The following is a 24,050-nucleotide window of genomic DNA, read 5'->3' as shown; positions in this document are numbered from 1 at the left end:
GTTGGGTTGATACGGAGGATGCGATGGCGATTGATGTGCGATATCCCGACGGCAGCTTACGGTCGGTTCCCAGCGAATTGCGTCCCATCGACCCGACGAAGAGCGGCGCGCTGGCGCGCTTTCATCACTGCCCTGTCAACAGCGATCCCCACTGGCGGTTCTGGAGCGATGGCCTGATCTGGCATGCCCGGCCACGCCATGGCGCATTATCGATCCTGGTGCCGCCGCTCGATGATTGGTGGCAGGGGATTACCGCCATGGCGGATGCCCCTGCGCTTGCCGATATGTCGGAGCAGGACGCCCAGTCGCCCCGCGCCGCCTGACCGTTACCGCCGTCAGGGGCAGGGATCGGGAATGAGGCGGTGGATGTCCTCGATCGCAGCGAATTGTTCCTCCGTCAGCCGGACGTCCACGCTGGCAATGTCCGTACGCAGTTGGTCCAGGCTGGTCGCGCCGATGATGTTCGATGTAACGAAGGGCTGAGCATTGACGAAGGCCAGCGCCAGTTGCGCCGGATCCAGCCCGAAGGCATGGGCGATTGCGACATAGCGTGCGCTGGCGACAGCCTGATTGGGCAGGTCATAGCGCACGAACTGACGTGACACATCGCGGCGCGATCCGGTCGGGATGACGCCGCCCAGATATTTGCCGGTCAGATTGCCGTCCGCCAATGGCGAATAAGCGAGCAGCCCGACATCCTCGCGCAGGGCAAATTCGGACAGGCCGATCTCGAACGTGCGGTTGAGCAGATTATAGGCATTCTGGATCGAGGCCACGCGGGGCAGGCCGGCATCGCGCGACAGGCGCAGATATTCGCTGACACCCCAGGGCGTTTCGTTGGACAGGCCGAAATGCCGGATCTTGCCCGCCTGCACCAATTCCGCCAGCGCGCCCAGCGTTTCCTCGATCGACACGGTTTCGGGGCCATCCTCGATCGCCGCTATCCCGCGCCGGCCAAAGGACGGCACCGGGCGGTCGGGCCAGTGCACCTGATACAGGTCGATATAATCGGTCTTCAGCCGGGTCAGGCTGTCGTCCACCGCCTGAAGGATATTCTTCCGATCGAGCCGGTGGTTGCCGCCGCGAAACTTGCGGATCGGGTCGCGTGACGGCCCGGACACCTTGGTCGCCAGAATAAGGTCATCGCGCTTCCCGCGCTTGGCGATCCAGTTGCCGATATAGGTTTCGGTCAGGAACTTCGTATCGGCGCTGACCGGGGTGACCGGATAGCCTTCCGCCGTGTCGATGAAATTGACGCCCTGCGCGACGGCATAGTCGAGCTGCTCATGCGCCTCCGCCTCGCTATTCTGCGACCCCCAGGTCATGGTGCCCAGGCAGATCAGGCTGACCTTGATATCCGTGCGGCCAAGCGTGCGATAATCCATCCGATCCTCCTGCGATAGTGTCGAAGCCTCTTATCCGCCGAGGGGCGTAAGGAAAGAGGGCGATGCGGGCTTCATCAAAACTCATCGACCGATGAGCAGCGATCAAGCCTGATCCGTCAGGTCCATGAAATTGCGTGCCGCCTCCCGATCCGCCTCATCCTCGAAGGCGACGTCCAGATCGGGCGCAGCGCCCAGCAGGTAAAGCAGCGACCAGAGCGCGAATCGCCGGCCGCGCTCCTCTTCCAGACCGAGATCGACGCGCATCCGGTCGATCCCGGCCTCGATCGTCGTTGCGGGCAGGCTGTCGAGATCGGTGGTACCGAAATAGCGCAGGAGTTGGTCATCAAAGTGCATCGGCCCTGCCTAGCGCAGCGCGGCCATTACGGGCAAGTCGCAGCGGATCAAGCTATGCCGCGATCAAGCATGGATTGCAGTGCGCGATCGCAGAGCGGCATGTCGAACCGGATGCCGAACCGCTTGCCCCGCGTCCAGACGATATGGGCCCCCGCTGTCAGTTCCGGCCCCTCGATCAGGACAGCCGCGCCAACCGGCGGCGGATGATCGGCATGGAGCAGCGCGCCGCCCACCGACAGGTCGAGCATATGGGCACGACAAGACAAGCCGCCATGGCGGATCGCCAGCGGCTCGAACAATTTATGGCGCGCCGCGCTGCGCGGTCGCATGCCAAGGGCCGTGATACCTGCCCGATCGGTCATGCTCTTTGCCTCCCGCTCGCCATGATAGGACGGGGCCAGCAACCGGGGGATCAACAAGCGATATGAGGGCGGGATTAACCCTGACCAGATTGACCTGACCAGATCAGCCTTGAAAGGCGCAGGGCACGATGCTGGCAGGATCAGGGCGCGCGGCGATGCGGCGAAAGCGCGCCAGATAGCCGCCGGCGGTCGGCTTGGGGATCAGTTCTTCCATGCGAAAGCCCATGGCGGCCAGTTCGCAGGCGAGCAGGCGCGGCGGCGTGCCATGCTGGTCGGTCGGCCGGTTGGCATCGACCACGATCAGTTCGCCATCCTTTTTCAGTGCCGGACTGAGATGCCAGAGAAAGGCGTAAGGCTCGGCGATCTCATGATACATATGGACCATGAGGATACGGTCGAAGCTGTTTTCGGGCAGGCGCGGGTCTTCCGGCGCACCCAGCTTCACGCTGACATTGTCCCATTTCTCGCGGGTGATGCGGCGCGACAAGGCCTCGATCACCTCCGGCATGATATCCTCAGCCAGGACACGGCCTCTCGCGCCCACCCGTTTGGCGAGGCGCACCGTATAATAGCCCTCGCCCGCACCAAGGTCAGCGACGGTCATGCCCGGACGGATGCCCGCCCGATCCATGATGTCCTCTGCCTCGTTGACGCGATCGCGCGCCTCCTCGCTCGACCAGCGGGTCGACACGATCGGTGCGACCGGTCGGTCTGCCAGCGGGAAGGGTTCGGCGGCGGTAGAACGCTGAGCCTCCCTGCCACCGCCCATCTGGTCACAGGCGGCAAGCAGGAGAAATGCGCCCGCCAGAACCGCCCGGATCATCAGTCGACATCCTCCACATCGACCTTCTCGCCCGTCACCTTCTGCGACAGCGCTGCCGCCATGAAGGGATCGAGCGCGCCGTCCAGCACATCGTCGGGCGCGGTCGAGGTGACGCCGGTGCGCAGATCCTTCACCAACTGATAGGGTTGCAGCACATAGGAACGGATCTGGTGGCCCCAGCCGATTTCAGTCTTCGCCTGATAATCGGTATTGGCCGCTTCCTCGCGCTTGCGCAGCTCGGCTTCGTACAGGCGCGCCTTCAGCATATTCATCGCGGTCGCGCGGTTCTTGTGCTGCGACCGGTCATTCTGCGACGCCACGATGATGCCCGACGGAACGTGGGTGATACGGACCGCGGAGTCGGTGGTGTTGACGTGCTGGCCGCCCGCGCCCGATGCGCGATAGGTGTCGATCTTGAGGTCGCTTTCCTTGACCTCGATATCGATATTGTCGTCGATCACCGGATAGACCCAGACCGACGAGAAGCTGGTATGGCGACGCGCCGCGCTGTCATAGGGGCTGATGCGGACCAGGCGATGGACGCCGCTTTCGGTCTTGGCATAGCCATAGGCATTCTCGCCCTTGATCAGGAAGGTCGCAGACTTGATGCCGGCGGTTTCCCCGGACTGATAGTCGACCAGTTCCACCTTGTAGCCGCGCCGTTCGGCCCAGCGGCGATACATGCGGGACAGGATTTCGGCCCAGTCCTGGCTTTCGGTCCCACCGGCGCCGGCATGGATTTCCAGATAGGTGTCGCTGCCATCGGCCTCGCCGGAGAGCAGCGCCTTGATCTTGTCCTCATCCGCGCGGTCGGCCAGCGCCTTTAAGGAGGCGATCGCTTCGGCCACCATATCCTCGTCACCCTCGGCCTCGGCCATTTCGATGAGTTCGGCGGTGTCGCTCTTGTCCGTCCCGATCGCACGGGTCGCGCCGATCGCGCTGTCGAGGCGGGTGCGCTCGCGCATCACTTCCTGCGCCAGCTTGGCATTGTCCCACAGGGTCGGGTCTTCGACGCGCGCGTTCAGCTCGTCCAGGCGGCGCAGGGCGCGATCCCAGTCCAGCGATTGGCGCAGCAGGGCCAGCGCGGCGTCGATACGGTCGATATATTGCTGCGCTTCGGCGCGCATGACTGATTCTCCAACTTTCACGCCTCGGCGGTCGAACAGGTCACTAGGCGTTCGGCCCCGATTTGTCGAACGGCCGTCCTTCCTGAGGAAATGGCCGCTCGTCAAGCACCTGCCTTGTCGCAACCGTGATGCCGTCCGTCGAAAAACCGCCGCCAGACTATTGCGAACCGCGCGCAAATCGGAAATTTTCAGGACATATCAGGACGCTAACAGGGGCGCGCGCAGAGTCGATCCGACGCAGTTCGGCCGGCGCGGCAAAAGGGGGACAGGCTTCATATAAAGGCTATCCCATGACGACCACCGACAAGACCGCCCATTCCGCGATCGCCCGCCAGAGCCCTTCGGCACTGTTCCTGTTCCTTGATGCCGTGCGCTGCTGGGGCCAGGCCCGCCGCCGGCAACAGCCGACGTTGACGGCTCTCTACGCACGGCTCGGCCATTATGGCTGCGGCCAGATGCTGCCGGCGATCGACAGCCTGCTCGACCTGACCGTCGCCTTGCTGGGGCGGCCGTTGCGGCTGGGGCGGGGCACTGCCCTGTCCGATGACGAGAATCGCCTGATCAATATGTTGCAGGGTCGGCGGACCGCACCTTTCGACCATGCTTGCAGCGACGCCGTGCTCTGCACCTTTTGCTGTGCGCTGCGATCGGTCCAGTTGTTGATGGACATGGAACTGGGCCAGCCCTCGCGGCGCAAGGCGGCCTAACCATATTGCCCGGAGGCATTCATCCGGCACTGCCCGGACGCATGCCTCCGGGCGCCCAATGCCATGTGGCCCATCTTGCCACGCTCCCCTGCCCTCCCTAAGCGCAATGGACCCATGGGAGGCAAGATATGCAAATCGACGCGAGCTTCAGCCAGTTTAACGAGGATGTCGTCATCGCATCGGTTCTTGGCGCCAGCGGACAAGATTATGCGCCCTATTTCATTGATGTGGGCGCCAATGACGGGAAAAGCTGGAGCAATAGCTGGCTGTTCGGCCAGAAGGGCTGGAGCCTGCTGCTGATCGAGCCGATTGCGAAGTTCGCACAACATTGCCGCGACATCTATGCGGGCAAGCCAAATGTCGTCGTCGAGGAAAAGGCCATTGCGCCGGTCGCCGGCACGGCCGAGTTTTTCGTCACCGACGAACCGGACCGCGATTTGCTACAGATGGGATCGTCGCTCTCGCCGGAAGGCGTCCCCTTCGGCCTGCGATCGGTCAAGATCAACGTCCAGACGGCGCCCCTGAGCGACCTGCTGCGCAAGCATGATGTGCCGAAAAATTACGGGGTGCTGTCCGTCGATGCGGAAGGCCATGACCTTGCGGTGCTGGAGACGGCAGCGCTCGACCTTTGGCGGCCAAGCGTCGTGTGCGTGGAAATGGCCTATGGCAACCCGGCCTATGCGCCGCTCGATCGGTTGCTGACGGGCCATGGCTATCGATATGCCGCTTCGACCCCATCCAATGCCGTCTATATGCGCGCCGCCTGAACGAAGGCGGGAATAATCGAATGAGGGCCTTGATCCCCCCTCAATAAATCCCGCCCTGTCCTTCTAGGAAGTCGGCGTCGGTACGGCGGCGGCCGGTAGAGATGGCGCGATCGGCGCGGGCGGCGGCGACCTTGGCCTGTTCCTCGGCCTCTTCCTTGCGGATGGTGCGGCGCGGTTCGGATTCGGGCTTGAACGCTTCCCAGATGATTGCGGGCTTGGCGTCGGTGCCGGGCCATGCGCCATAGACGCGCTTGCCCGAACGACGGTCGATCGCGACCATGCGGATGCCGGCCGGCGCGACGAAGGGCGTCTTGGGCATGGTTTCCAGCAGCGGCGTCATCGCCGCCTTCCAGATCGGCGCGGCGATGCGGCCGCCCTGCGCCCAGCCGCCAAGGCTGCGTGGCTGATCGTAACCGATATAGACGCCAGCGACGATATCGGGCGATCCGCCCACGAACCACACATTTGTCGGGCCGTTGGTGGTACCGGTCTTGCCGAACAGCGGACGCTTGAGATCCGCCAGCACCGTCGCAGTGCCGCGCTGGATCACGCCTTCGGTGATGTGGACGACCTGATAGGCGGTCATCGGGTTCATGACCTGCTTACCCTCCATGCCAAATCGAGGCATGGGCTTGCCGTCCCAGTTCGCCATGTTGCATCCATCGCACGGGCGCCAACGCTCGGGCCAGATCACCTTGCCGCGACGGTCCTGCACATAGTCCATCACCTTGGACGGAAACTGCTTCCCCTGATTGGCGAGCGTCGCATAGGCGTTGACCATCCGCTCCACCGTCGTCTCGCCCGCGCCCAGCGCGAAGGAGAGATAGGGCTGATAGTCGCCGATGCCCATATTCTTGATGGTGCGCACGACACGGTCCATGCCGGTCTGGCTGGCAGCGCGCACGGTCATCAGGTTGCGCGACTGTTCCACGCCCCAGCGCATCGTCTGCGGCCCGGCACTACCGCCAGAGAAGTTGCGGAAGCATTTCTGGCCAAGGCCCGCGCCCTGATAGACGCACAAGGGACCATCGACGATGATCGACGCCGGGGTCATGCCACCGTCCAGCGCAGCGGCGTAGACGAAGGGCTTGATGGTGGACCCCGGCTGGCGCAGCGCCTGCGTCGCGCGGTTATAGCTGGACAGGCGCGAATCGAAGCCGCCCTGCATGGCCCGGATACGGCCGGAATGGACTTCCTGCGCGACCATGCCGCCCGACACTTCAGGAATGTTGCGTAGCGCCCAGCTCGATCCGTTGCGCGCCACGGCGATCAGGTCGCCGGGCTTCATCGCGGAGAAGGCCGGGCCGCCGGTCTTGCGATAGGGCGTGTTGGCGGCGCTGGCCGGCAGGGTGCCGGTCGACCCATCGGCAAAGCCGATCTGCGCGTCGGTCGAGGTGCGGCTGATGATGACGGCGATGCGCCATTCGGCATAATCGACGTCGATATAGCTGGCGGCCAGTTCCCGCTCCCAGCCATTGTCGACATTGACATGGCCGACCGGGCCGGACCAGCCGCGCCCGGCATCGAAGCGCAACAGGCCGTTGCGCAGCGCGGTCGCCACATTGTCCTGCAACACCGGATCATAGGGGCTGCGCACCCACAGGCCGCCGGCATAGACGCTGTTGGGGCCGTCCTCCGCCTTTTCGCCGAACAGCTGGATCAGGCGACGACGCACTTCCTCCATATAATAGCCGCCGGCACGGGCGTCGAAGCTGGAGCCATGGGCGGCGACGGTGCCGAGCGGCTGGGCACGGGCGGCGTCGCGCTGGGCAGCCGTGATCCAGCCATTTTTTTCCATTTCGCCCAGCGCCCAGTTGCGGCGGTCGAGCGCGCGGGCATGACCGGTTTCGCTTTCGGGGCGATAATTGGCCGGTCCCTTGGGCAGGATCGACAGATAGGCCATTTCATGCAGTTGCAGATCGGCGACGTCCTTGTCGAAATAGGCGCGCGCGGCGGCCTGTACGCCATAGGCGTTCCGGCCGAGGAATATCTGGTTGAGATAGAGTTCGAGGATCTGCTGTTTCGACAGCACATTTTCCATGCGGTAGGCGAGGATCATTTCCTTCACCTTGCGCGTAGGCGAATATTCGTCGCCGATCAGCAGATTCTTGGCCACCTGCTGGGTGATGGTGGAGCCGCCACGGGCGCGCTGGCCCGAGCCCAGCTTGCTGACATAGTCGAACACCGCGCCGGCGAAACCGGGGATATCGACGCCATGATGTTCGAAGAAGGTCTTGTCCTCCGCCGCCAGATAGGCGTGGATCAGCTGCTGCGGATAATCGCTATATTGCAGCTGGACGCGGCGTTCGCGGGCATAGCTGTGGACCGGCTGGCCATTGATGTCGCGCACGATGGTCGGCAGCGGCGGCTCATATTCCAGCAGCGTGGCCGCGTCGGGCAGGCCGCGCGCGAAGATCAGCCAGAACAGACCCATGCCGAGCAGCAGCCCGCCCAGCGCGATGATCGCCCAGCGGAACAGGCGCCGGGACCAGAGCGGGCGCAAGCGACTGAAAAAGCCCCCGGCGTCGCGGCGCAGGCGATAGGCGAAAGACGATGGGGCGGTATCGGAACGGGCCTCTTCCATGGGAAAGAGGCTCTAGGGTCAAATTGCGGCCAAGGCCAGTGCGGATGATGCGATCCGCCGCATCAGCCGATCGGCCCTGCCCATACATCGGGCACCCCCACCCTTAACTTCGCACATTTCCCGCAGATTCGGACATTTTATTGCGCGGGCCTGATCCTATCGGAAAGGCGCAGCCATGATGGCAGCAGCCCGGCCGATAGGACAGTTTATCCGCCCGCCGTGCCGTCGCGCATCGCCAGCTTGCGGGCGAAATGCACTTCGATCGCGCGAGCGACGCCACGGGCGATCTTTTGTTGCCCGTCTCGCGAGGAGAGGAAGGCGCTGTCGGCTTCATTGCTGATATAGCCGGTTTCGAACAGGATCGACGGCGTATCCGGCGCCTTGAGAACCATCAGCGAGGCGAAGCGGTGATAGGCGCTCCGGAAGGGCACATAGGGTGCGGCCTCCCGCTGGAGCAGGCGCGCGAAACTGGCCGAGATGTTCATCGATTCCCGCTGCGTCAGGTCGATCAGGATCGAGGAGACGTCGCCCGACTGGCCACCAAGGTTCACGCCGTTGATGATATCGGCCTTGTTCTCCCGCGCGGCCAGCCGGGCCGCCTCACGGTCGGATGCGGTTTCAGACAGGGTGTAGACGGTGGCGCCATGGGCTTCGGTATTTTCCGCCGCGTCGGCATGGATGGAGATAAACAGGTCCGCGCCCAGCTTGCGCGCGATGCCATAACGTTCCTGCAACACCAAAAACTTGTCGTCGTCGCGGGTCAGCGCCACCCGCACCCGGCCGGACTTCACCAGCTGGTCGCGAATCGCCTGAGCGATGGCGAGCGTGACGTCCTTCTCGCGCTTGCCATTATCCTTGTTGATCGCGCCCGGATCATGGCCGCCATGGCCGGCGTCGATCACCACCAGCGGCCGGGCGCCGTCATGCGCGCCTTCCACCGCCGGCAGCGCCACGCCGCGCGCGGCGGCCGGGATCGGCACGGTGATGGAATGGATGCGCTTTTGCGGACGGGCGGCCATGTCGACCGGCGCGTCGAACCGGGTGCGCCCCTTGCCGACTTCACTACGGAAGCGCGTATCGCTGACGCCCTGAAGCGAGAAGCTGAGCGACTTCCCGTCCGGCGCCATTTGCAGATTGCCCAGCGTCGCGGGGGAAGACAGGTCCAGTACCACCCGCGCAGTGCCGCTGTTCAGCTGCCCCTGGCGCACTGCGGCAATACTGCCCTTGCCCGGCGCAAACTGGAAACGGCCCATCTGCGCGCCGTCGATATCTAGCGCAACCCGGCGCGGCGCATCCAGCAGGAAGGCCGACGCACCGTCGATACGGCCATCGAAGCGCACGACGACATCATCGTCCCGTACATCGACTCCGGCGATGCCGCCCGCACTGCCGGGAGCGGCCGCAATGATCATCCCTGCCAGGGCAAGGCTCTGGAACATGCGCTGCTTGTGCAACGCACGGCCGTTGGCCGTCCAGCCAATTTTCATGACGATGTTCCGTCTTGAGCGTCCCCACGCTGAATTCCGGATTAAGCATCAGCCGTGTGAGTCGCGTAAAATGAGACGGTTAACGACGGCTTCAGCATGAAAAGTCGGGATCGCGACAGAGTGGCGTCAAATGTGGCAACCGCGTCACAATATTTCAGGCAGACGTTGCCCCATGGGTATTTGACTGCTACCCATTCATATTCCTGACAGGACCGCCCTTATCGAGAGGGCCTTTCAGGGCAATGAGATAAGCATCGGCGGTCGCGGGATCGCACCCCCGCCGATGATATGAACAGGTTGACGCTGCATGAGGCAAGATTTCCATTCCACGCTGACCCCGGCAACGGGCGTAGCGGCGTGGATGGAGCGGCCCGGCGCTTTGTCCGGCCCTGCCGACGCAGCAGACACGCATCTTTCCTTTGAAACCTGGACGACGCCGACACCCGCGCCCTTAACGGAGCGCGTCCGGCCGTCCCTTCACAATCGCGTGGCGTCGCGGCCCAGCGTCGCGACCCGCCCACGCCGGAGATTACTACATGACAATGCGTATGCTGATCGATGCGCGCCACCGGGAAGAAACCCGTGTCGCGGTCGTCAAGGGTAACCGGATCGAGGAGTTCGACTTCGAATCCGCTGAGCACAAGCAGCTCAAGGGCAATATCTATCTGGCCAAGGTGACCCGCGTGGAGCCATCGCTCCAGGCGGCGTTCGTCGATTATGGCGGCAACCGCCACGGCTTCCTGGCCTTCAGCGAAATCCACCCGGATTATTACCAGATTCCCCGCGAGGACCGCGAAGCGCTGCTGCGCGAAGAGCGCGCCCATGCGGAAGAAGAAGCCGCGCTGCGCGCCGATTATGACGATGAAGACGACGATCATGATCATCACGATCATGTCGCGCCCGAAGGCGGCGTCGAATATGTCGAGGCCAGCCATCATCATGACGATGAGGAAGAAGGCGAGCAGGCCGAGGGTGGCGAAACCAGCGAATCGGGCGAAGCCGATTCCGGGCGCGGCAACCGTCGTGGCGGTGGACGCGGTCGTGGCCGGGGCGGCGACGATGCCGCCGACGAACTGCGCCGCAAGCGCATGGCGTTGCGCCGCCGCTACAAGATCCAGGACGTCATCAAGCGCCGACAGGTGCTGCTGGTCCAGGTCGTCAAGGAAGAGCGCGGCAACAAGGGCGCAGCGCTGACCACCTATTTGTCGCTGGCGGGTCGCTATTGCGTGCTGATGCCCAACACCAGCCATGGTGGCGGCATTTCGCGCAAAATTTCGAACGCCGCCGACCGCAAGCGGTTGAAGACGATCATCGCCGAAATGGCGCTGCCCTCGTCGATGGGCTGCATCGTGCGCACCGCCGGTCTCCAGCGCACCAAGCCGGAGATCAAGCGCGACTTCGACTATCTCGCCCGCCTGTGGGACGAGATTCGCGAGAAAACGTTGCAGGCCGCTGCACCAGAGCTGATCCACAACGACAGCGACCTCATCAAGCGGGCGATCCGCGATATCTACAACAAGGATATCGAGGAAGTGATCGTCGAGGGCGAGCATGGCTATAAGGCCGCCAAGGACTTCATGCGCCTGCTGATGCCGAGTCACGCCCGGCGGGTTAAACAATATGCCGATCCGGTGTCGCTGTTCCAGCGCGCCAGCGTCGAGGAACAGCTGGCGGCGATGTACAATCCCGTCGTGCAGCTGAAGTCCGGCGGCTATCTGGTCATCAACCCGACCGAGGCTCTGGTGTCGATCGACATCAACTCGGGCCGGTCGACCCGCGAACATGGCATCGAGCAGACCGCCGTTGCGACCAATCTGGAAGCCGCGCGTGAAATCGCACGTCAGTTGCGCCTGCGCGACATGGCAGGTCTGGTCGTGATCGACTTCATCGACATGGAGGTGAACTCCAACATCCGCAAGGTCGAGAAAGCGATGAAGGAGGCGTTGAAGGACGATCGCGCCCGTATTCAGGTCGGCCGCATTTCGGGCTTTGGCCTGATGGAAATGAGCCGCCAGCGCCTGCGCACCGGCGTGCTGGAAGCGTCCACCCGCCAGTGCCCGCATTGCGAAGGCACCGGCCTGGTCCGCACCGCATCGTCGGCGGGCCTGGGCGCGCTGCGCATGCTGGAAGAGGAAGCGGCGCGCGGTCGCGGCAGCCTGATCACGCTGCGCGCCAGCCAGGAAGCGGCCTTCTACGTCCTCAACAACAAGCGCGCCGAACTGGACGAGATCGAACAGCGCTATGGCGTGCGGATCGAAGTCCTGCCCGATGGCGAGATCGAGGGCGCCCGCATGTCGGTCGAGGCCAGCGGCCCGCGCCCGGAGCGCGTCGTGACCTATGCGCCGCTGCCCGAAGAGGATGACGATCTGGACGTCATCGAGGAGGAAGAAGAGGAAGAGGTCGAGGAGGCCGAAGCCGAAGCTGAGTCCGAGCGTGAGGAACGCGCTCCGCGCGGCGAGCGTGGTGACGAGGATCGGGATGGCGGCCGCCGTCGCCGTCGCCGTCGTCGCCGTCGTGGTGGCCAGCGCGACGAAAACGCCGTCGAAGGCGCCGAGGAAGCTGCCGAGCAGGCCGAGGACGAAGCCGAGGACGCCGAGCAGGCCGAGGAAGTGACCGAGGCGCCTGTCGAGGCCGCTGCTGCCGGTGACGAGGAAGAAGGTGGCGCTCGCCGTCGTGGTCGTCGTGGTCGTCGTGGTGGCCGTCGCCGTCGCGAAGGTGGCGAGGACGCCGTGTCGAGCGAAGCGGAAGCCGCTGAGGCCGAATCGGTGGAAGAGCCCGTCGCGGAAGCCGCAGCCGAGCCAGTGGTCGAAATCGCACCCGAAGCCCCGGCTGAGGAAGCGCCCAAGACCCGTCGTCGCCCCCGCGCTCGCAAGAAGGTAGAGGCCGAGCCTGCTGCCGAGGTGGTCGTGGCTGAGGTTGAAGCCCCTGTCGCACCGGTGGAGGCGCCTGCCGAAGCCGTCGCTGAGGAAGCACCGGCGAAGCCCAAGCGTACCCGTCGCAAGAAGGCGGATGTCGCCGCTGAAGCCGCGCCCGCAGCCGAAGTGGCATCGGTCGCCGAGGAAGCGCCCGTCGAAGCAGCGCCGGCCAAGCCCAAGCGCACCCGTCGCAAGAAGGCCGATGTCATCGCGGCTGAAGCGGAAGCCGCAGCGCCCGCTTCCGAAGCCATCGTAGACGCCGCCCCGGACGCGCCTGTCGCTGAAACCGCCGGTGCCGGCGAAGAAGGCGAAGGCGATAATGGCGAACCACGCCGCGGCTGGTGGCAGCGCACCTTCGGCCAGTAAGCCCAGGACGCCATAGCTGATGAATAAGCGCCGCTGCCCTTCCGGTCCCGACCGGTGCGCAGCGGCGCTTTTCATTGCACCGCGCTTCACGGCCGGTTCAGGGCGGGCACGGCATCGGCCCCAATCCATGATGCGCCTGTTGCAATTCTTCGCCGTCCTGCTGGCATCGCTCGCGCTGATGGCGCGGCCAGCCATGGCGCAGTCCATCCTGCGCGACGCCGAAACCGAATCCTTCATGGCCGACATGTCGGGCCAGCTGGTCAAGGCGGCTGGCATGGAGCCGAAAAACGTCCAGGTGATGGTCATCAACGACCCGGAGATCAACGCCTTCGTCGCGGGCGGCCAATATGTCTGGGTGCATAGCGGGCTGATCGCGCAGGCCGACAATGTGAACCAGTTGCAGGGCGTGGTGGCGCATGAACTGGGCCATATCGAGGGCGGCCATGTCATCCGGTCGGGCGAAGGCATCAAGGAAGCCACCAGCGTCACCATATTGAGTCTGGTGCTGGGCGCGGCGGCAATCGCGGCGGGCGGCGCGGAAGCGGGCATGGGCCTGATGGGGCTGGGCCAGCAGGTCGGCATGAGCAAATATCTGGCCTTTTCGCGCGGGCAGGAAAGCTCCGCCGATCTGGCTGGCGCGCGCTATCTGTCGGCGGCGGGCCTCAGCGGCAGGGGCAGCCTCGAATTCTTCAAGAAGCTGCAAAATCAGGAATATCGCCTCGCGATTCCGCAGGACAATAGTTACGGCCGCACTCACCCTCTGTCGGGCGAACGCATCAGTGTGTTGCGCGAGGTCTATACCGTCGATCCGGCCTGGGACCGGCCGGTGGACAAGGCGCTGGAGGCGCGGTTCGAGCGGATCAAGGCGAAGCTGATCGGCTTCGTGTCCGAACCGACCCAGACCTTGCAGAAATATCCGGAGAGCGACCAGTCGATCCCCGCCCATTATGCGCGGGCCTATGCCTGGCATAAGAGCGCCTATCCGCAAAAGGCGCTGGAGGAGGCCGATGCGCTGCTCGCCGCCGCGCCGCACGACCCCTATTTCCTGGAGTTGAAGGGCCAGATATTGCTGGAAAGCGGCCGACCGAAGGATGCGGTCACGCCGTTGCGGGAAGCGGTGAAGATCACCAACCAGCCGCTCATTTCGGTGCTGCTGTCCCACGCGCTGATCGCGACCGAGGATGAGAGCAATTTCGCCGAGGCCGAGCAGGTGCTGCGCCTGGCCGTGCAGCGCGACCGGGAAAATCCCTTCGCCTGGTATCAGCTGGGCGTCGTGTACGAACGGCGCGGCGACACGCCGCGCGCCGCGCTGGCGACGGCGGAACGCTATGCGATGATGGGCCAGCACCCGATGGCGCTGCGCAGCGCGGACGCGGCGATGCAGGGATTGCAGGCCGGCACGGTTGACTATCTGCGGGCGCAGGATATCGCGATGACCTCCCGCGCCGCGATCGAACAGCAGCGCAAGAAAAGATAGATATGACAGATCAGACCCGGCCCAGCTTTCGCGCGGCCCTTTCCAACAGGACCATACAGATGACCCTCGGCGCCCTCGCCCTGACCGCAATTGCCGGCGTCGCACTGGCCGCGCAGGCTCCCGCCAGCGTCAACGCGACCGATAAGGCCGCGATCGAGAAGATTGTGCACGATTATATATTGGAGCATCCCGAGATCATCCCGCAGGCGGTGGAGAAGTTGCAGGCCAAGCGCATGTCGAGCACGATCGACGCCAGCCGCAGCACGCTCGAAACCCCCTATGCGGGCGCCTGGGAAGGCGCGGCCAATGCCGACGTCACCGTGGTCGAATTTTTCGACTATGCCTGCGGCTATTGCCGCGCCTCGCTCCCCGATCTGGCCAAGCTGGTGGGTTCGGACGCGAAGGTGAAGGTCGTCTATCGCGAACTGCCGATCCTGTCGGAAGCCAGCAGCGACGCGGCCAAGGTGTCGCTCCTCGCCGCAGAGCGTGGGCAATATATGCCCTATCATCGCGCGCTCTACGGCGCGGGCAAGGTGACGCGCGACACGATCCTTGCCGCCGCCGCCAAGGCGGGCCTGACCAGGTCGGAAGCCGAATCGGCTATCGCATCCAGCAAATATGATGCGGAGATCCAGTCCAACATCGCGCTCGCCCAGAAATTGCAGGCCAGCGGCACCCCGACCTTCGTGATCGGCGGTCAGGTGCTGAACGGCGCGGTGGGCTTTGATGCGCTGAAGGACGGCGTGGCGAGCGCGCGGGGGAAGTGAATAGCCCGTTCGTCCTGAGTAGCCATTGAGCGAAGTCGAAATGGCGTATCGAAGGATGCTTCGATACGGGGCTTCGACAAGCTCAGCCCCTACTCAGCACGAACGGCCTATGAATCCTGCCAGCTGCCATTGACTTCCCCCCCCCTTTTGCCTATCGGACGCCCCCTGACTGGCGGCCGCTGTTTGGCGGCCCTTTTTTGTCACGCCTGATTCTCTATTTGTTTTTGAGGAATGAACGATGAAGCGCACTTTTCAGCCGAGCAATCTGGTTCGGAAGCGCCGTCACGGTTTCCGCGCTCGCATGGCGACCCCCGGCGGCCGCAATGTGATTCGCGCACGCCGTTCGCGCGGCCGCAAGAGCCTGAGCGCCTGATTTCAACGCCCGAAAATGCTGCTGCGCCGGCCATGATGGTCCGGCGCGCGGATTTTCTGGCGGCGAATCGCGGACGCCGCGCGCCGATGCCGGGCTTTGTCCTGCTGGTGCGTGAGCGTGGCGACGGCGATCCGGCGATGCGTTATGGCATCACGGTCACCAAGAAAGTAGGCGGCGCTGTCATCCGCAATCGGATGAAGCGCCGTTTTCGCGTCCTGGCGCGTGAGCTGCTGCCGCTGCATGGCATCGCCGGGGCGGATCATGTGCTGATCGGCCGGGATGGCGGGATCGAGCGCGATTTCAGCCTGCTGCATGCCGAATTGGGCAAGGCGCTGGGCAAGATCATGGCGCGCCCGATCGACCCGCCGCGCGATCCCTCCCGCACTGGCGGCAAGACCAGAGGCCGAGGCCGGCCGTCCCGCGACCAGCAGAAACAGACGCACAAGCAGGAAAATGGGGCGTGATCGCCCGCCTGCTGATTCTGATCGCGCGCTTCTGGCAGGTCGGCCCTTCGCGCATTCTGCCCCCTACCTGCCGCTATGCTCCATCCTGTTCCGAATATGGAATTCAGGCCGTGCGCAAATATGGCGCGATCAAGGGTAGCTGGCTGGGGTTCAAGCGGCTAATGCGATGCCACCCATGGGGCGGCTCGGGCTACGATCCCGTTCCCTGACGATATAGACATAAGACGGCGGAGCCGAACACAGTGGACGATAAGAAGAATATCATTCTGGCGGTGCTGCTGACCGCAGCGATCCTGTTCGGCTGGCCCTATGTTTCACATTATGTCTTCCCGGCGGCCAATCCGCCCGTCACGAAGATCGAAGGCGGCAAGACCACGCCGGTCGCCGCCCCCGGCACCGACACGGCCGATGGCGCCGGCGTGATTCGCGACCGCGCGATCGTGCTGAAGGAAAGCCCGCGCGTACCGATCCGCACGCCCAAGCTGACCGGCTCCATCAACCTGAAGGGCGCGCGCATCGACGATATCGTGCTGCCGACCTACAGCGAGACGATCGCCAAGGATTCGCCCGCCGTCCGCCTCTACAGCCCCAGCGGCACCGCAGACGCCTATTTCGCCGGTTTTGGCTGGCAGGGCGAGGGCCTCAAGACGCCGAACAAGGACACGGTCTGGACCGCGCAGGGCAGCGCCCTGACGCCGACCACCCCTGTCATACTGACCTGGAACAACGGTGCCGGCCAGACCTTCGAAATCCGCCTGTCGGTGGACGAGAATTACATGATCTCCGCCGCGCAGAAGGTGTCGAACACGGGCGCCGGCGCGGTCGGCGTGAAGCCTTACAGCTATATCAGCCGCAATGGCATTCCCAAGGATCCCGACACCTGGACCATCCATGTCGGCCCGATGGGCGTGTTCAACGGCGCCGCCAATTATGACGTGAATTACAAGGATCTGGACAAGGGTCCGTCGACCCAGAGCTTCCAGTCCAAGGGCGGCTGGATCGGCTTCACCGACAAATATTGGCTGTCCGCGCTGGTCCCGGCCACCGACGCCGACTTCGCCGGCCAGTTCCGTAAAGGTGCCGGCACCCAATATCAGGCCGACGCCGCGCTTGGCTCGACCATGCTGGCCCCCGGCAAGGCCGCGACCCAGTCCATCCGCCTGTTCGTGGGCGCCAAGGAAGTGAAGACGCTGCAAGCCTATGAGCGTGCCGGCGTCCCACTGTTCGACCGCGCGATCGACTGGGGCTGGTTCTACTGGTTCGAACAGCCGATCTTCGCGCTGCTTCACTGGCTGTTCGAAACGCTCGGCAATTTCGGCGTGGCGATCATCTGCCTCACCTTCTGCGTCCGCGCACTCATGTTCCCGGTTGCCCAGCGCCAGTTCGCCAGCATGGCGGCCATGCGCGCGGTGCAGCCCAAGATGAAGCTGCTCCAGGAAAAATATAAGGACGACAAGCAGCAGCTTCAGGTCAAGATGATGGAGCTGTACAAGCAGGAGAAGGTGAACCCGCTCGCCGGCTGTCTGCCCATCTTCATCCAGATTCCGATCTTCTTCGCGCTCTACAAGGTGCTGCAGCTGACGATCGAAATGCGTCACCAGCCCTTCGTGTTGTGGATCAAGGATCTGTCCGCGCCCGATCCGCTGCACATCCTGAACCTGTTCGGCCTGCTGCCCTTCACCCCGCCCTCCTTCCTGGCGATCGGTGTGCTGGCGCTGCTGCTCGGCATCAGCATGTACTTCCAGTTCAAGCTGAACCCGGCCCAGATGGACCCGATGCAGCAGCAGATCTTCTCGATCATGCCGTGGATGATGATGTTCATCATGGCGCCGTTCGCGGCGGGCCTGCTGGTCTACTGGATCACCAACAACTGCCTGTCGATGGCGCAGCAATGGTGGCTTTATCGCAAGCACCCGGTCCCTGCCCCCGCGACGGCGAAGTAAGGATATGAGATCCTCCCCCGAAAGGGGGAGGATTTTTCGATTATGACAGAAGAAGACAACACCGCCCTGATCGAGGAAGCCCGCAAGGTCTTTTCCGGCCCCATCGCCTTCCTCAAATCCGCGCCGACGCTGGATTTCCTGCCGGACATGGCGGTGAATGAAGTCGCCTTTGCCGGCCGGTCCAATGTGGGCAAATCATCGCTGCTGAACGCGCTGACCAATCGCAATGGCTTGGCGCGCACGTCCAACACGCCGGGGCGCACGCAGGAATTGAACTTCTTCGACGTGGGTGAGCCGCTGCGCTTCCGGCTGGTCGACATGCCGGGCTATGGCTATGCCAAGGCGCCCAAGGATATCGTGCGCAAGTGGAAGTTTCTGGTGAACGACTATCTGCGCGGGCGCGCGGCATTGAAGCGCGCGCTGGTGCTGATCGACAGCCGCCATGGCATCAAGGATGTCGATACCGACATGCTGGACATGCTGGATGGCGCGGCGGTCAGCTATCGCATCGTCCTGACCAAGAGCGACAAGATCAAGGCGAGCGAACTGGCCGCCGTGACGCAGAAGACCGCCGACGCGATCCGCAAGCGCCCGGCCGCCCATCCCGACATCATCGCGACGTCGAGCGAAAAGGGCATGGGCATCCCCGAACTGCGCGCTGCGGTTCTGGAAGCCGTCAGTCAGGGATAAGCCGCCATGGCCGACGACGATTATGTCTATGACGAAGCCAGCGGCGAATGGATCAGCGCTGCTGATGCCGCTGCGCAGCCGGATGCATCCGACGCCGTGGAGGTGCGCGATTCGGTCGGCAATTTGCTGGCCGATGGAGATCAGGTGACGTTGATCAAGGATCTGACCGTCAAGGGCGCGGGCCAGACATTGAAGCGCGGTACGCTGATCAAGTCGATCCGCCTGACCGGCGACGCGCAGGAAATCGACTGCCGCTACGACGGCATCAAGGGGCTGGTGTTGCGCGCGGAGTTCGTGCGCAAGCGGTGAGGGAATATGTTCCCCCTCCCGTTTACGGGAGGGGGCTAGGGGGTGGGCTAGACGTCACGACAGCCCACCCCACTGCGACTAACGCGCTACGCGCATAAGTCTCGCTACCCCTCCCGCAGGCGGGAGGGGCATATTGCTCCTCAACTCCAGCCCCTCAAAACAAACTATATTGCGCGTCGCCCTGTAACTTCCATGTGCCGACCGTCTCATGCCGGGTGCGGCCGACATGGCTGCACACCAGCACCAGTTCGTCCACCCGCCAGCCAAAGCCGTCGATGCGGCGCTGCCGCGGCGGACCGTCGCGATAGAAGAGCGTCTGGTGCGGGCTGAAGGACCAGTCTTCGCGCGGCGGGGTTGCCGACCGTTTCAGTGTGTCGGCAACCTGCCGCTGCAACCGGGCCAGCGCCACATTGCTGCGGGACGGGCGCAGCGCCGCCGACCGCCCGCCATAGCTCAGCCGATCGAGCAGCAGGTCGAAGGGATCGGCCATGATTCGCGTCGCCGCGCCCTGCAACGTTTCGATCAGCGCCTGTGGATAAGTCGGCACATCGGCGGAAATGCCGAGCGTCACATGCTGGTGCGCGGGCAATATGCGGTCGGCCCCGCCCGCCAATATTTCTGCATAATGGTCGATCTGCCGCGCGACGACCAGCGGCGGCTTTACAGCAAAGAACAGGCGATAGGTGGGGGCAGCCCGGCGGCCCATATCACGATTCCCGAATCACACAATATGTTCCTTATATGTTCTATTTCCCTTTGTGTCGATTCGGTCAGGAACCCGAATCGCCCTATCCTGCGTTAAGACCTGATGGAGGAAAGGAGTGAGGCCCATGCAGCACACAATCGCCAGCCTGTCCGAGAAGATGCAGCATATCGATTTTGCGATGCTGTCGACCCATACAGAGGACGGCCATATCGGCGCCCGGCCGATGAGCAACAATCAGGATGTCGCCCATGGCGGGGACAGCTATTATTTCACCACCGAAGATACGCTGATGGTACGGGATATCGAGCGCGACCCCCGCGTCAGCCTGTCCTTCCACGGCAAGAGCGGCCTGTTCAGCCAGCGCCCGCTGTTCATCGCGCTGGAGGGCCATGCGTCGCTGATCCGCGACCGAAGCCTGTTTGTCGATCACTGGAATCCCGATCTCGAACTCTGGTTCGAGGATGGCGTCGATACGCCCGGTCTGGTGATGATCCGCGTCCATGCCGAGCGCGCCCATTATTGGGACGGGCAGGATGAGGGTGAACTGGAAATCGACGTGATGCATTGATCGGGATGCGCGTCAGGACGATCGCCCGCATCACGCTTGCCGTCCTTTATGCGCTGGCCGGTGTCGCGCACCTGACGCGACCGGCTGGCTTTGTCGCGATCACACCCGATTGGGTGCCCGCACCCGCGCTGGTCGTGGCGCTGACGGGCGTTGCCGAACTGGCTGGCGCGATCGGCCTGATGATCCAGCCTTTGCGCCGCGCCGCCGGGGTCGGACTGGCGCTCTATGCCCTGTGCGTCTGGCCAGCCAATATCAACCACGCGCTGAACGATATAGCGTTGGGCGGCGTGCATCTGAGCTGGTGGTATCATGGCCCGCGCCTTGTGCTGCAACCGATTATCATCTGGTGGGCGCTCTGGGCCGGCGCCGTCATCGACTGGCCCTTCCGACGAAGGTAGCAGCCCGTAGCAGGTTGTCTTTCAGGGCCAGCAGCTTAGGGTGGCCGTTCACTCCTGAACAACCAATCTGGCATCGACGAGGCGGCATGACCCGGCACATTCCCTGGATTTTGACCGCCATCCTCGGCGCGGTCGCGTTGGCCGTGGTGGCGGTATCGCGCGGCGAGGCCGTCAATGCACTGTGGATCGTCGTCGCGGCGGTCAGCTGCTTCCTGGTCGCCTATCGCTGTTACGCCCTCTATATCGCCCGCCATGTGATGCGGCTCGACCCGTCGCGGCCGACCCCAGCGATCCGTCGCGCCGATGGCCTCGACTATGTCGCGACCGACAAGACGGTCCTGTTCGGCCATCATTTCGCGGCGATCGCGGGCGCAGGGCCGCTGGTCGGCCCGGTGCTGGCGGCGCAGATGGGCTATCTGCCCGGCACGCTCTGGATCATCTTCGGCGTGGTGCTGGCGGGCGCGGTGCAGGACTTCATGGTCCTGTTCATCTCCATGCGCCGCGACGGCAAGTCGCTGGGCGAACTCATCCGCATGGAAATGGGGCAGGTCGCCGGCACGATCGCACTGTTCGGCGCCTTCATGATCATGGTCATCATATTGGCGGTGCTGGCCCTGATCGTGGTCAAGGCGCTCGCCGAAAGCCCGTGGGGCATGTTCACCGTCGCGGCCACCGTGCCGCTGGCCATGGCGATGGGCGCCTATACGCGCTGGATACGGCCGGGCCGGATCGGGGAAGTGTCGATATTGGGGCTGATCGGTCTGCTCGCCGCCATCGTCTATGGGCAGGCGATCGCGGAGTCGCCGGTCTGGGGGCCGGCCTTCACCTTCACGCCCGTTCAACTGTGCTGGATATTGATCGGCTATGGCGCGGTGGCTTCCGTCCTGCCGGTGTGGCTGCTGCTGGCGCCGCGCGATTATCTGTCGACCTTCCTGAAGATCGGGGCCATCGCCGCGCTGGCAATCGGCATCGTCATCATGGCGCCGCCGCTCAAGATGCACGCCGTTACCCAGTTTGTCGGCGGCAATGGCCCGGTCTGGTCGGGCGGCCTGTTCCCCTTCCTGTTCATTACCATCGCCTGCGGAGCGGTGTCCGGCTTCCACGCCCTCATTTCCAGCGGCACCACGCCCAAGCTGATCGCCAGCGAAGGTCATGCGCCGATGATCGGCTATGGTGCGATGCTGATGGAGGCGTTCGTGGCGATCATGGCGCTGGTCGGCGCCTCGATCCTCGATCCCGGCATCTATTTCACGATGAACAGCCCGGCCGCGCTGATCGGCACCGACGCGGCGAGCGCTTCAGCCGCCGTCACTGCCATGGGCTTCCCGATCTCGCCCGACCTGATCGCCCAGACGGCCAAGGATGTCGGCGAACATACGATCATCAGCCGGGCGGGCGGCGCGCCGACGCTGGCGGTGGCGATGGCGGAAATCTTCAGCCATGTCGTCGGCGGCCCCGCGATGAAGGCCTTCTGGTATCATTTCGCGATCCTGTTCGAGGCTTTGTTCATCCTGACGGCCGTTGATGCAGGCACCCGCGCCGGCCGCTTCATGTTGCAGGATCTGATCGCGCTGGCCGTGCCCAGCTTCAAGGAAACGAAGAGCCATGTGCCCGGCATCGTCGCCACCGGCCTGTGCGTCGCGGCCTGGGGCTTCTTCCTCTATCAGGGCGTCACCGACCCGCTGGGCGGGGTGAATACCCTGTGGCCGGTGTTCGGCATTTCCAACCAGATGCTCGCGGCGATCGCGCTGATGCTGGGCACCGCCGTCCTGTTCCGCATGAAGCGGGATCGGTTCGCGTGGGTGACGATGGTGCCGGCGGCCTGGCTGCTGATCTGCACCCTGTCGGCGGGCTGGCTGAAACTCTTTTCCGCCGATGCGAAGGTCGGCTTCCTGGCCCATGCGGCGAAGTTCAGTGCGGCGGCGGATGCGGGTGAGGTACTCAGCCCGGCCAAGTCGATGGCGGAAATGCAGCGGATCATCTTCAACGACCGGGTCGATGCCGCGCTGGTGGCGCTGTTCCTGGCGGTGGTGCTCTCGCTGCTGTTCTTCACCGTGAAGACCTGCCTTGCCGCCCGGCGCATCGCTGCGCCCACTGCGCGGGAAATCCCCTCGCAACTGGTGCCGGCGGAATGAACGGCTGGCTCGACATCGCGCGCCGCACCGCGCGACTCATGGTCGGTCTGCCCGACTATGACGCCTATCTGCGCCACATGGCCGTGCATCATCCCGATCGTCCAGCCATGAATCGGACAGAATTTTTTCGCGACCGGCAGGAGGCCCGCTATGGCGGTAAAAATGGCGGACGCTGCTGCTGAAACTACCACAGAAACAATCTGTTAACGATTTTTCGGACTGACATACATTGCAATGTTCGTAATATTACGACCGTAAAATCCAAATCAACGACCAGAAATTTCAAAAATACACCTTTGGGGGTATTGATCGCTTCCGTCGCTTTGCTAGGGCGCGCCATCCTTTGTGCCCGACAGCGTAGAGGATGTGCCCCCTGTCCATCCCTTGCGGCGGGGGGCACCCATGCCAGCTATCCCCGCGCGTTGAAGCCCGCGACCATCCCCGCACTGATCGACAGGGCGATTTCCGCCGGACCGATGGCACCGATATCGATGCCGGCCGGGCCGTCGATGCGGGCCTGCTCCATCGCCGTGAAACCCATCGCCGCCAGCCGCTCCAGCCGCGCGGCATGGCTGCGGCGCGATCCCAGCGCGGCGATATAGCCGGTCGGCGCCCGCAGCGCAGCGACCAGCGCGGGATCGTCAATCTTGATATCGTGGCTCAACACCACCACCGCCGTCGATTCGCCCGGCAGTCGGGCCGCCACCGCCTCGTCCGGCCAGCGATCGTCCAGTTCGACGCCGGGGAAACGCTCGGCCGTCAGAAAGCGACCGCGCGGGTCGATCACCACCGGCGTCACCCCGATCGCCTGTGCCAGCGGCACCAGACTTTGCGCAATCTGCACCGCACCCACGATCAGCAGGCGGCGCGGCGGATCATAGCGGTTGAGGAAATGGCCATCTTTCGCCTCCGCGCGCGTGACGCCGCTGGCCAGATCGGTCGCCAGCGTAAGCGCGCGTCCCGCCTCGCTTGCCATCGCGATCTGGGCGAAGAGGTCAGGGGGAAAGCCCGCTTCGCCCACCGGCTGGACCAGCACGGCAATCTCCCCGCCGCAGGGCAGGCCAACCTCCCAGGCATCGCCATCGGCCACGCCATATAATTCGACATGCGCAGGTCGCCCCTCCATCACCTCGGCCGCGCGTTGCAGAACGGCGCTTTCCACGCAGCCGCCGGAAATGCTGCCTTCGAACCGGCCATCGCGATGCACGATCATATGGCTGCCGCGCGGACGCGGCGCCGATCCCCAGGTCGACACCACCGTCGCCAGCGCCATGGGCGCGCCGCGCCATTCGATCGCCTTGCGGATCACCGCACCATTATCGTTCAACTGAAACTCCCCGGCC

Annotated in this window: 25 protein-coding genes; 16 read left to right on the top strand and 9 right to left on the bottom strand. The window is 64.1% G+C overall.

Going from position 1 to position 24,050, the window contains the following annotated elements; translation table 11 throughout:
• Positions 1-23: 23 nt before the first annotated feature.
• A complete protein-coding gene (locus RQH62_RS11705; RefSeq protein WP_311268933.1) occupies positions 24-323 on the top strand; it encodes a hypothetical protein in 300 nt (99 codons plus the stop codon).
• 12 nt (positions 324-335) lie between these two features.
• Here the strand turns inward: RQH62_RS11705 and RQH62_RS11700 are convergent, their stop codons facing one another.
• The 5 genes from RQH62_RS11700 to prfB all read right to left on the bottom strand — a co-directional run bounded on the left by RQH62_RS11700 (position 336) and on the right by prfB (position 4,051).
• Positions 336-1,385 carry an NADP(H)-dependent aldo-keto reductase gene (locus RQH62_RS11700; RefSeq protein WP_311268932.1) on the bottom strand — a complete coding sequence of 350 codons (1,050 nt, stop codon included), beginning with the start codon at positions 1,383-1,385 and terminating at the stop codon, positions 336-338.
• Positions 1,386-1,487: 102 nt separating this feature from the next.
• Positions 1,488-1,739: a hypothetical protein gene (locus tag RQH62_RS11695; protein WP_311268931.1), complete on the bottom strand. Its 252-nt coding sequence runs from the start codon at positions 1,737-1,739 to the stop codon at positions 1,488-1,490.
• A gap of 47 nt (positions 1,740-1,786) precedes the next feature.
• Positions 1,787-2,101, bottom strand: a complete 315-nt coding sequence (locus RQH62_RS11690) for a PilZ domain-containing protein (RefSeq protein ID WP_311268930.1) — start codon at positions 2,099-2,101, stop codon at positions 1,787-1,789.
• A gap of 103 nt (positions 2,102-2,204) precedes the next feature.
• Positions 2,205-2,924, bottom strand: coding sequence for a methyltransferase domain-containing protein (locus RQH62_RS11685; RefSeq protein WP_311268929.1), 720 nt, complete (start codon positions 2,922-2,924; stop codon positions 2,205-2,207).
• On the bottom strand, positions 2,924-4,051 hold the full coding sequence (gene prfB / locus RQH62_RS11680) for a peptide chain release factor 2 (protein WP_311268928.1): 1,128 nt from the start codon (positions 4,049-4,051) through the stop codon (positions 2,924-2,926). The genes RQH62_RS11685 and prfB overlap by 1 nt, the downstream gene beginning before the upstream one ends.
• Positions 4,052-4,341: 290 nt before the next feature.
• On the opposite strand from prfB, the gene RQH62_RS11675 reads away from it, so the two are divergent.
• On the top strand, positions 4,342-4,758 hold the full coding sequence (locus RQH62_RS11675; RefSeq protein ID WP_311268927.1) for a hypothetical protein: 417 nt from the start codon (positions 4,342-4,344) through the stop codon (positions 4,756-4,758).
• Positions 4,759-4,886: 128 nt separating this feature from the next.
• Positions 4,887-5,525 carry an FkbM family methyltransferase gene (locus RQH62_RS11670; RefSeq protein ID WP_311268926.1) on the top strand — a complete coding sequence of 213 codons (639 nt, stop codon included), beginning with the start codon at positions 4,887-4,889 and terminating at the stop codon, positions 5,523-5,525.
• Positions 5,526-5,565: 40 nt separating this feature from the next.
• Here the strand turns inward: RQH62_RS11670 and RQH62_RS11665 are convergent, their stop codons facing one another.
• Together RQH62_RS11665 and RQH62_RS11660 are read right to left on the bottom strand one after the other, a co-directional pair.
• Entirely contained in the window at positions 5,566-8,109 is a 2,544-nt protein-coding gene (locus RQH62_RS11665) for a transglycosylase domain-containing protein (RefSeq protein WP_311268925.1), read from the bottom strand.
• 206 nt (positions 8,110-8,315) lie between these two features.
• Positions 8,316-9,596: an N-acetylmuramoyl-L-alanine amidase gene (locus tag RQH62_RS11660; RefSeq protein ID WP_311268924.1), complete on the bottom strand. Its 1,281-nt coding sequence runs from the start codon at positions 9,594-9,596 to the stop codon at positions 8,316-8,318.
• Positions 9,597-10,132: 536 nt separating this feature from the next.
• On the opposite strand from RQH62_RS11660, the gene RQH62_RS11655 reads away from it, so the two are divergent.
• From RQH62_RS11655 to RQH62_RS11615, 9 genes are all read left to right on the top strand, one after another.
• The gene (locus tag RQH62_RS11655; protein ID WP_311268923.1) at positions 10,133-12,877 is read left to right on the top strand and encodes a ribonuclease E/G; all 2,745 of its coding nucleotides are present in this window, start codon (positions 10,133-10,135) and stop codon (positions 12,875-12,877) included.
• A gap of 127 nt (positions 12,878-13,004) precedes the next feature.
• On the top strand, positions 13,005-14,354 hold the full coding sequence (locus tag RQH62_RS11650) for a M48 family metalloprotease (RefSeq protein ID WP_311268922.1): 1,350 nt from the start codon (positions 13,005-13,007) through the stop codon (positions 14,352-14,354).
• A 2-nt stretch (positions 14,355-14,356) separates the two neighbouring features.
• Positions 14,357-15,121 carry a DsbA family protein gene (locus RQH62_RS11645; RefSeq protein ID WP_311268921.1) on the top strand — a complete coding sequence of 255 codons (765 nt, stop codon included), beginning with the start codon at positions 14,357-14,359 and terminating at the stop codon, positions 15,119-15,121.
• A 238-nt stretch (positions 15,122-15,359) separates the two neighbouring features.
• On the top strand, positions 15,360-15,494 hold the full coding sequence (gene rpmH, locus RQH62_RS11640; protein WP_021317369.1) for a 50S ribosomal protein L34: 135 nt from the start codon (positions 15,360-15,362) through the stop codon (positions 15,492-15,494).
• Positions 15,495-15,529: 35 nt separating this feature from the next.
• Positions 15,530-15,958 (top strand): ribonuclease P protein component, encoded by a 429-nt coding sequence (gene rnpA / locus RQH62_RS11635; RefSeq protein WP_311268991.1) that lies wholly within the window; start codon positions 15,530-15,532, stop codon positions 15,956-15,958.
• The gene (gene yidD / locus RQH62_RS11630) at positions 15,955-16,167 is read left to right on the top strand and encodes a membrane protein insertion efficiency factor YidD (protein WP_311268920.1); all 213 of its coding nucleotides are present in this window, start codon (positions 15,955-15,957) and stop codon (positions 16,165-16,167) included. The genes rnpA and yidD overlap by 4 nt, the downstream gene beginning before the upstream one ends.
• Positions 16,168-16,200: 33 nt before the next feature.
• A complete protein-coding gene (gene yidC, locus RQH62_RS11625) occupies positions 16,201-17,901 on the top strand; it encodes a membrane protein insertase YidC (RefSeq protein WP_311268919.1) in 1,701 nt (566 codons plus the stop codon).
• Positions 17,902-17,943: 42 nt separating this feature from the next.
• Complete coding sequence (gene yihA / locus RQH62_RS11620) at positions 17,944-18,591, top strand: ribosome biogenesis GTP-binding protein YihA/YsxC (RefSeq protein ID WP_311268918.1); 648 nt, start codon at positions 17,944-17,946, stop codon at positions 18,589-18,591.
• 6 nt (positions 18,592-18,597) lie between these two features.
• Positions 18,598-18,900, top strand: a complete 303-nt coding sequence (locus tag RQH62_RS11615; protein ID WP_311268917.1) for an alkylphosphonate utilization protein — start codon at positions 18,598-18,600, stop codon at positions 18,898-18,900.
• A gap of 154 nt (positions 18,901-19,054) precedes the next feature.
• Here the strand turns inward: RQH62_RS11615 and RQH62_RS11610 are convergent, their stop codons facing one another.
• Positions 19,055-19,606, bottom strand: coding sequence for a 2'-5' RNA ligase family protein (locus tag RQH62_RS11610; protein WP_311268916.1), 552 nt, complete (start codon positions 19,604-19,606; stop codon positions 19,055-19,057).
• 124 nt (positions 19,607-19,730) lie between these two features.
• Here RQH62_RS11610 and RQH62_RS11605 point away from each other — a divergent pair, with 124 nt between their 5' ends.
• The 4 genes from RQH62_RS11605 to RQH62_RS11590 all read left to right on the top strand — a co-directional run bounded on the left by RQH62_RS11605 (position 19,731) and on the right by RQH62_RS11590 (position 22,889).
• Positions 19,731-20,174, top strand: coding sequence for a pyridoxamine 5'-phosphate oxidase family protein (locus RQH62_RS11605; protein ID WP_311268915.1), 444 nt, complete (start codon positions 19,731-19,733; stop codon positions 20,172-20,174).
• Positions 20,175-20,179: 5 nt separating this feature from the next.
• Entirely contained in the window at positions 20,180-20,572 is a 393-nt protein-coding gene (locus RQH62_RS11600) for a DoxX family membrane protein (protein WP_311268914.1), read from the top strand.
• A gap of 86 nt (positions 20,573-20,658) precedes the next feature.
• Entirely contained in the window at positions 20,659-22,707 is a 2,049-nt protein-coding gene (locus RQH62_RS11595; protein WP_311268913.1) for a carbon starvation CstA family protein, read from the top strand.
• The gene (locus tag RQH62_RS11590; RefSeq protein ID WP_311268912.1) at positions 22,704-22,889 is read left to right on the top strand and encodes a CstA-like transporter-associated (seleno)protein; all 186 of its coding nucleotides are present in this window, start codon (positions 22,704-22,706) and stop codon (positions 22,887-22,889) included. The genes RQH62_RS11595 and RQH62_RS11590 overlap by 4 nt, the downstream gene beginning before the upstream one ends.
• 227 nt (positions 22,890-23,116) lie before the next feature.
• On the opposite strand, the gene RQH62_RS11585 is transcribed toward RQH62_RS11590, so the two are convergent.
• Positions 23,117-24,034, bottom strand: a complete 918-nt coding sequence (locus tag RQH62_RS11585) for an XdhC family protein (protein WP_311268911.1) — start codon at positions 24,032-24,034, stop codon at positions 23,117-23,119.
• Between the last annotated feature and the right edge of the window lie 16 nt (positions 24,035-24,050).

Origin of the sequence: Sphingobium sp. WCS2017Hpa-17, from assembly GCF_031843765.1 — a bacterium.
Classification (GTDB): domain Bacteria; phylum Pseudomonadota; class Alphaproteobacteria; order Sphingomonadales; family Sphingomonadaceae; genus Sphingobium.
The sequence above is the reverse complement of the archived record's forward strand: the minus strand, read 5'-3'. Positions and strand labels throughout refer to the sequence as shown.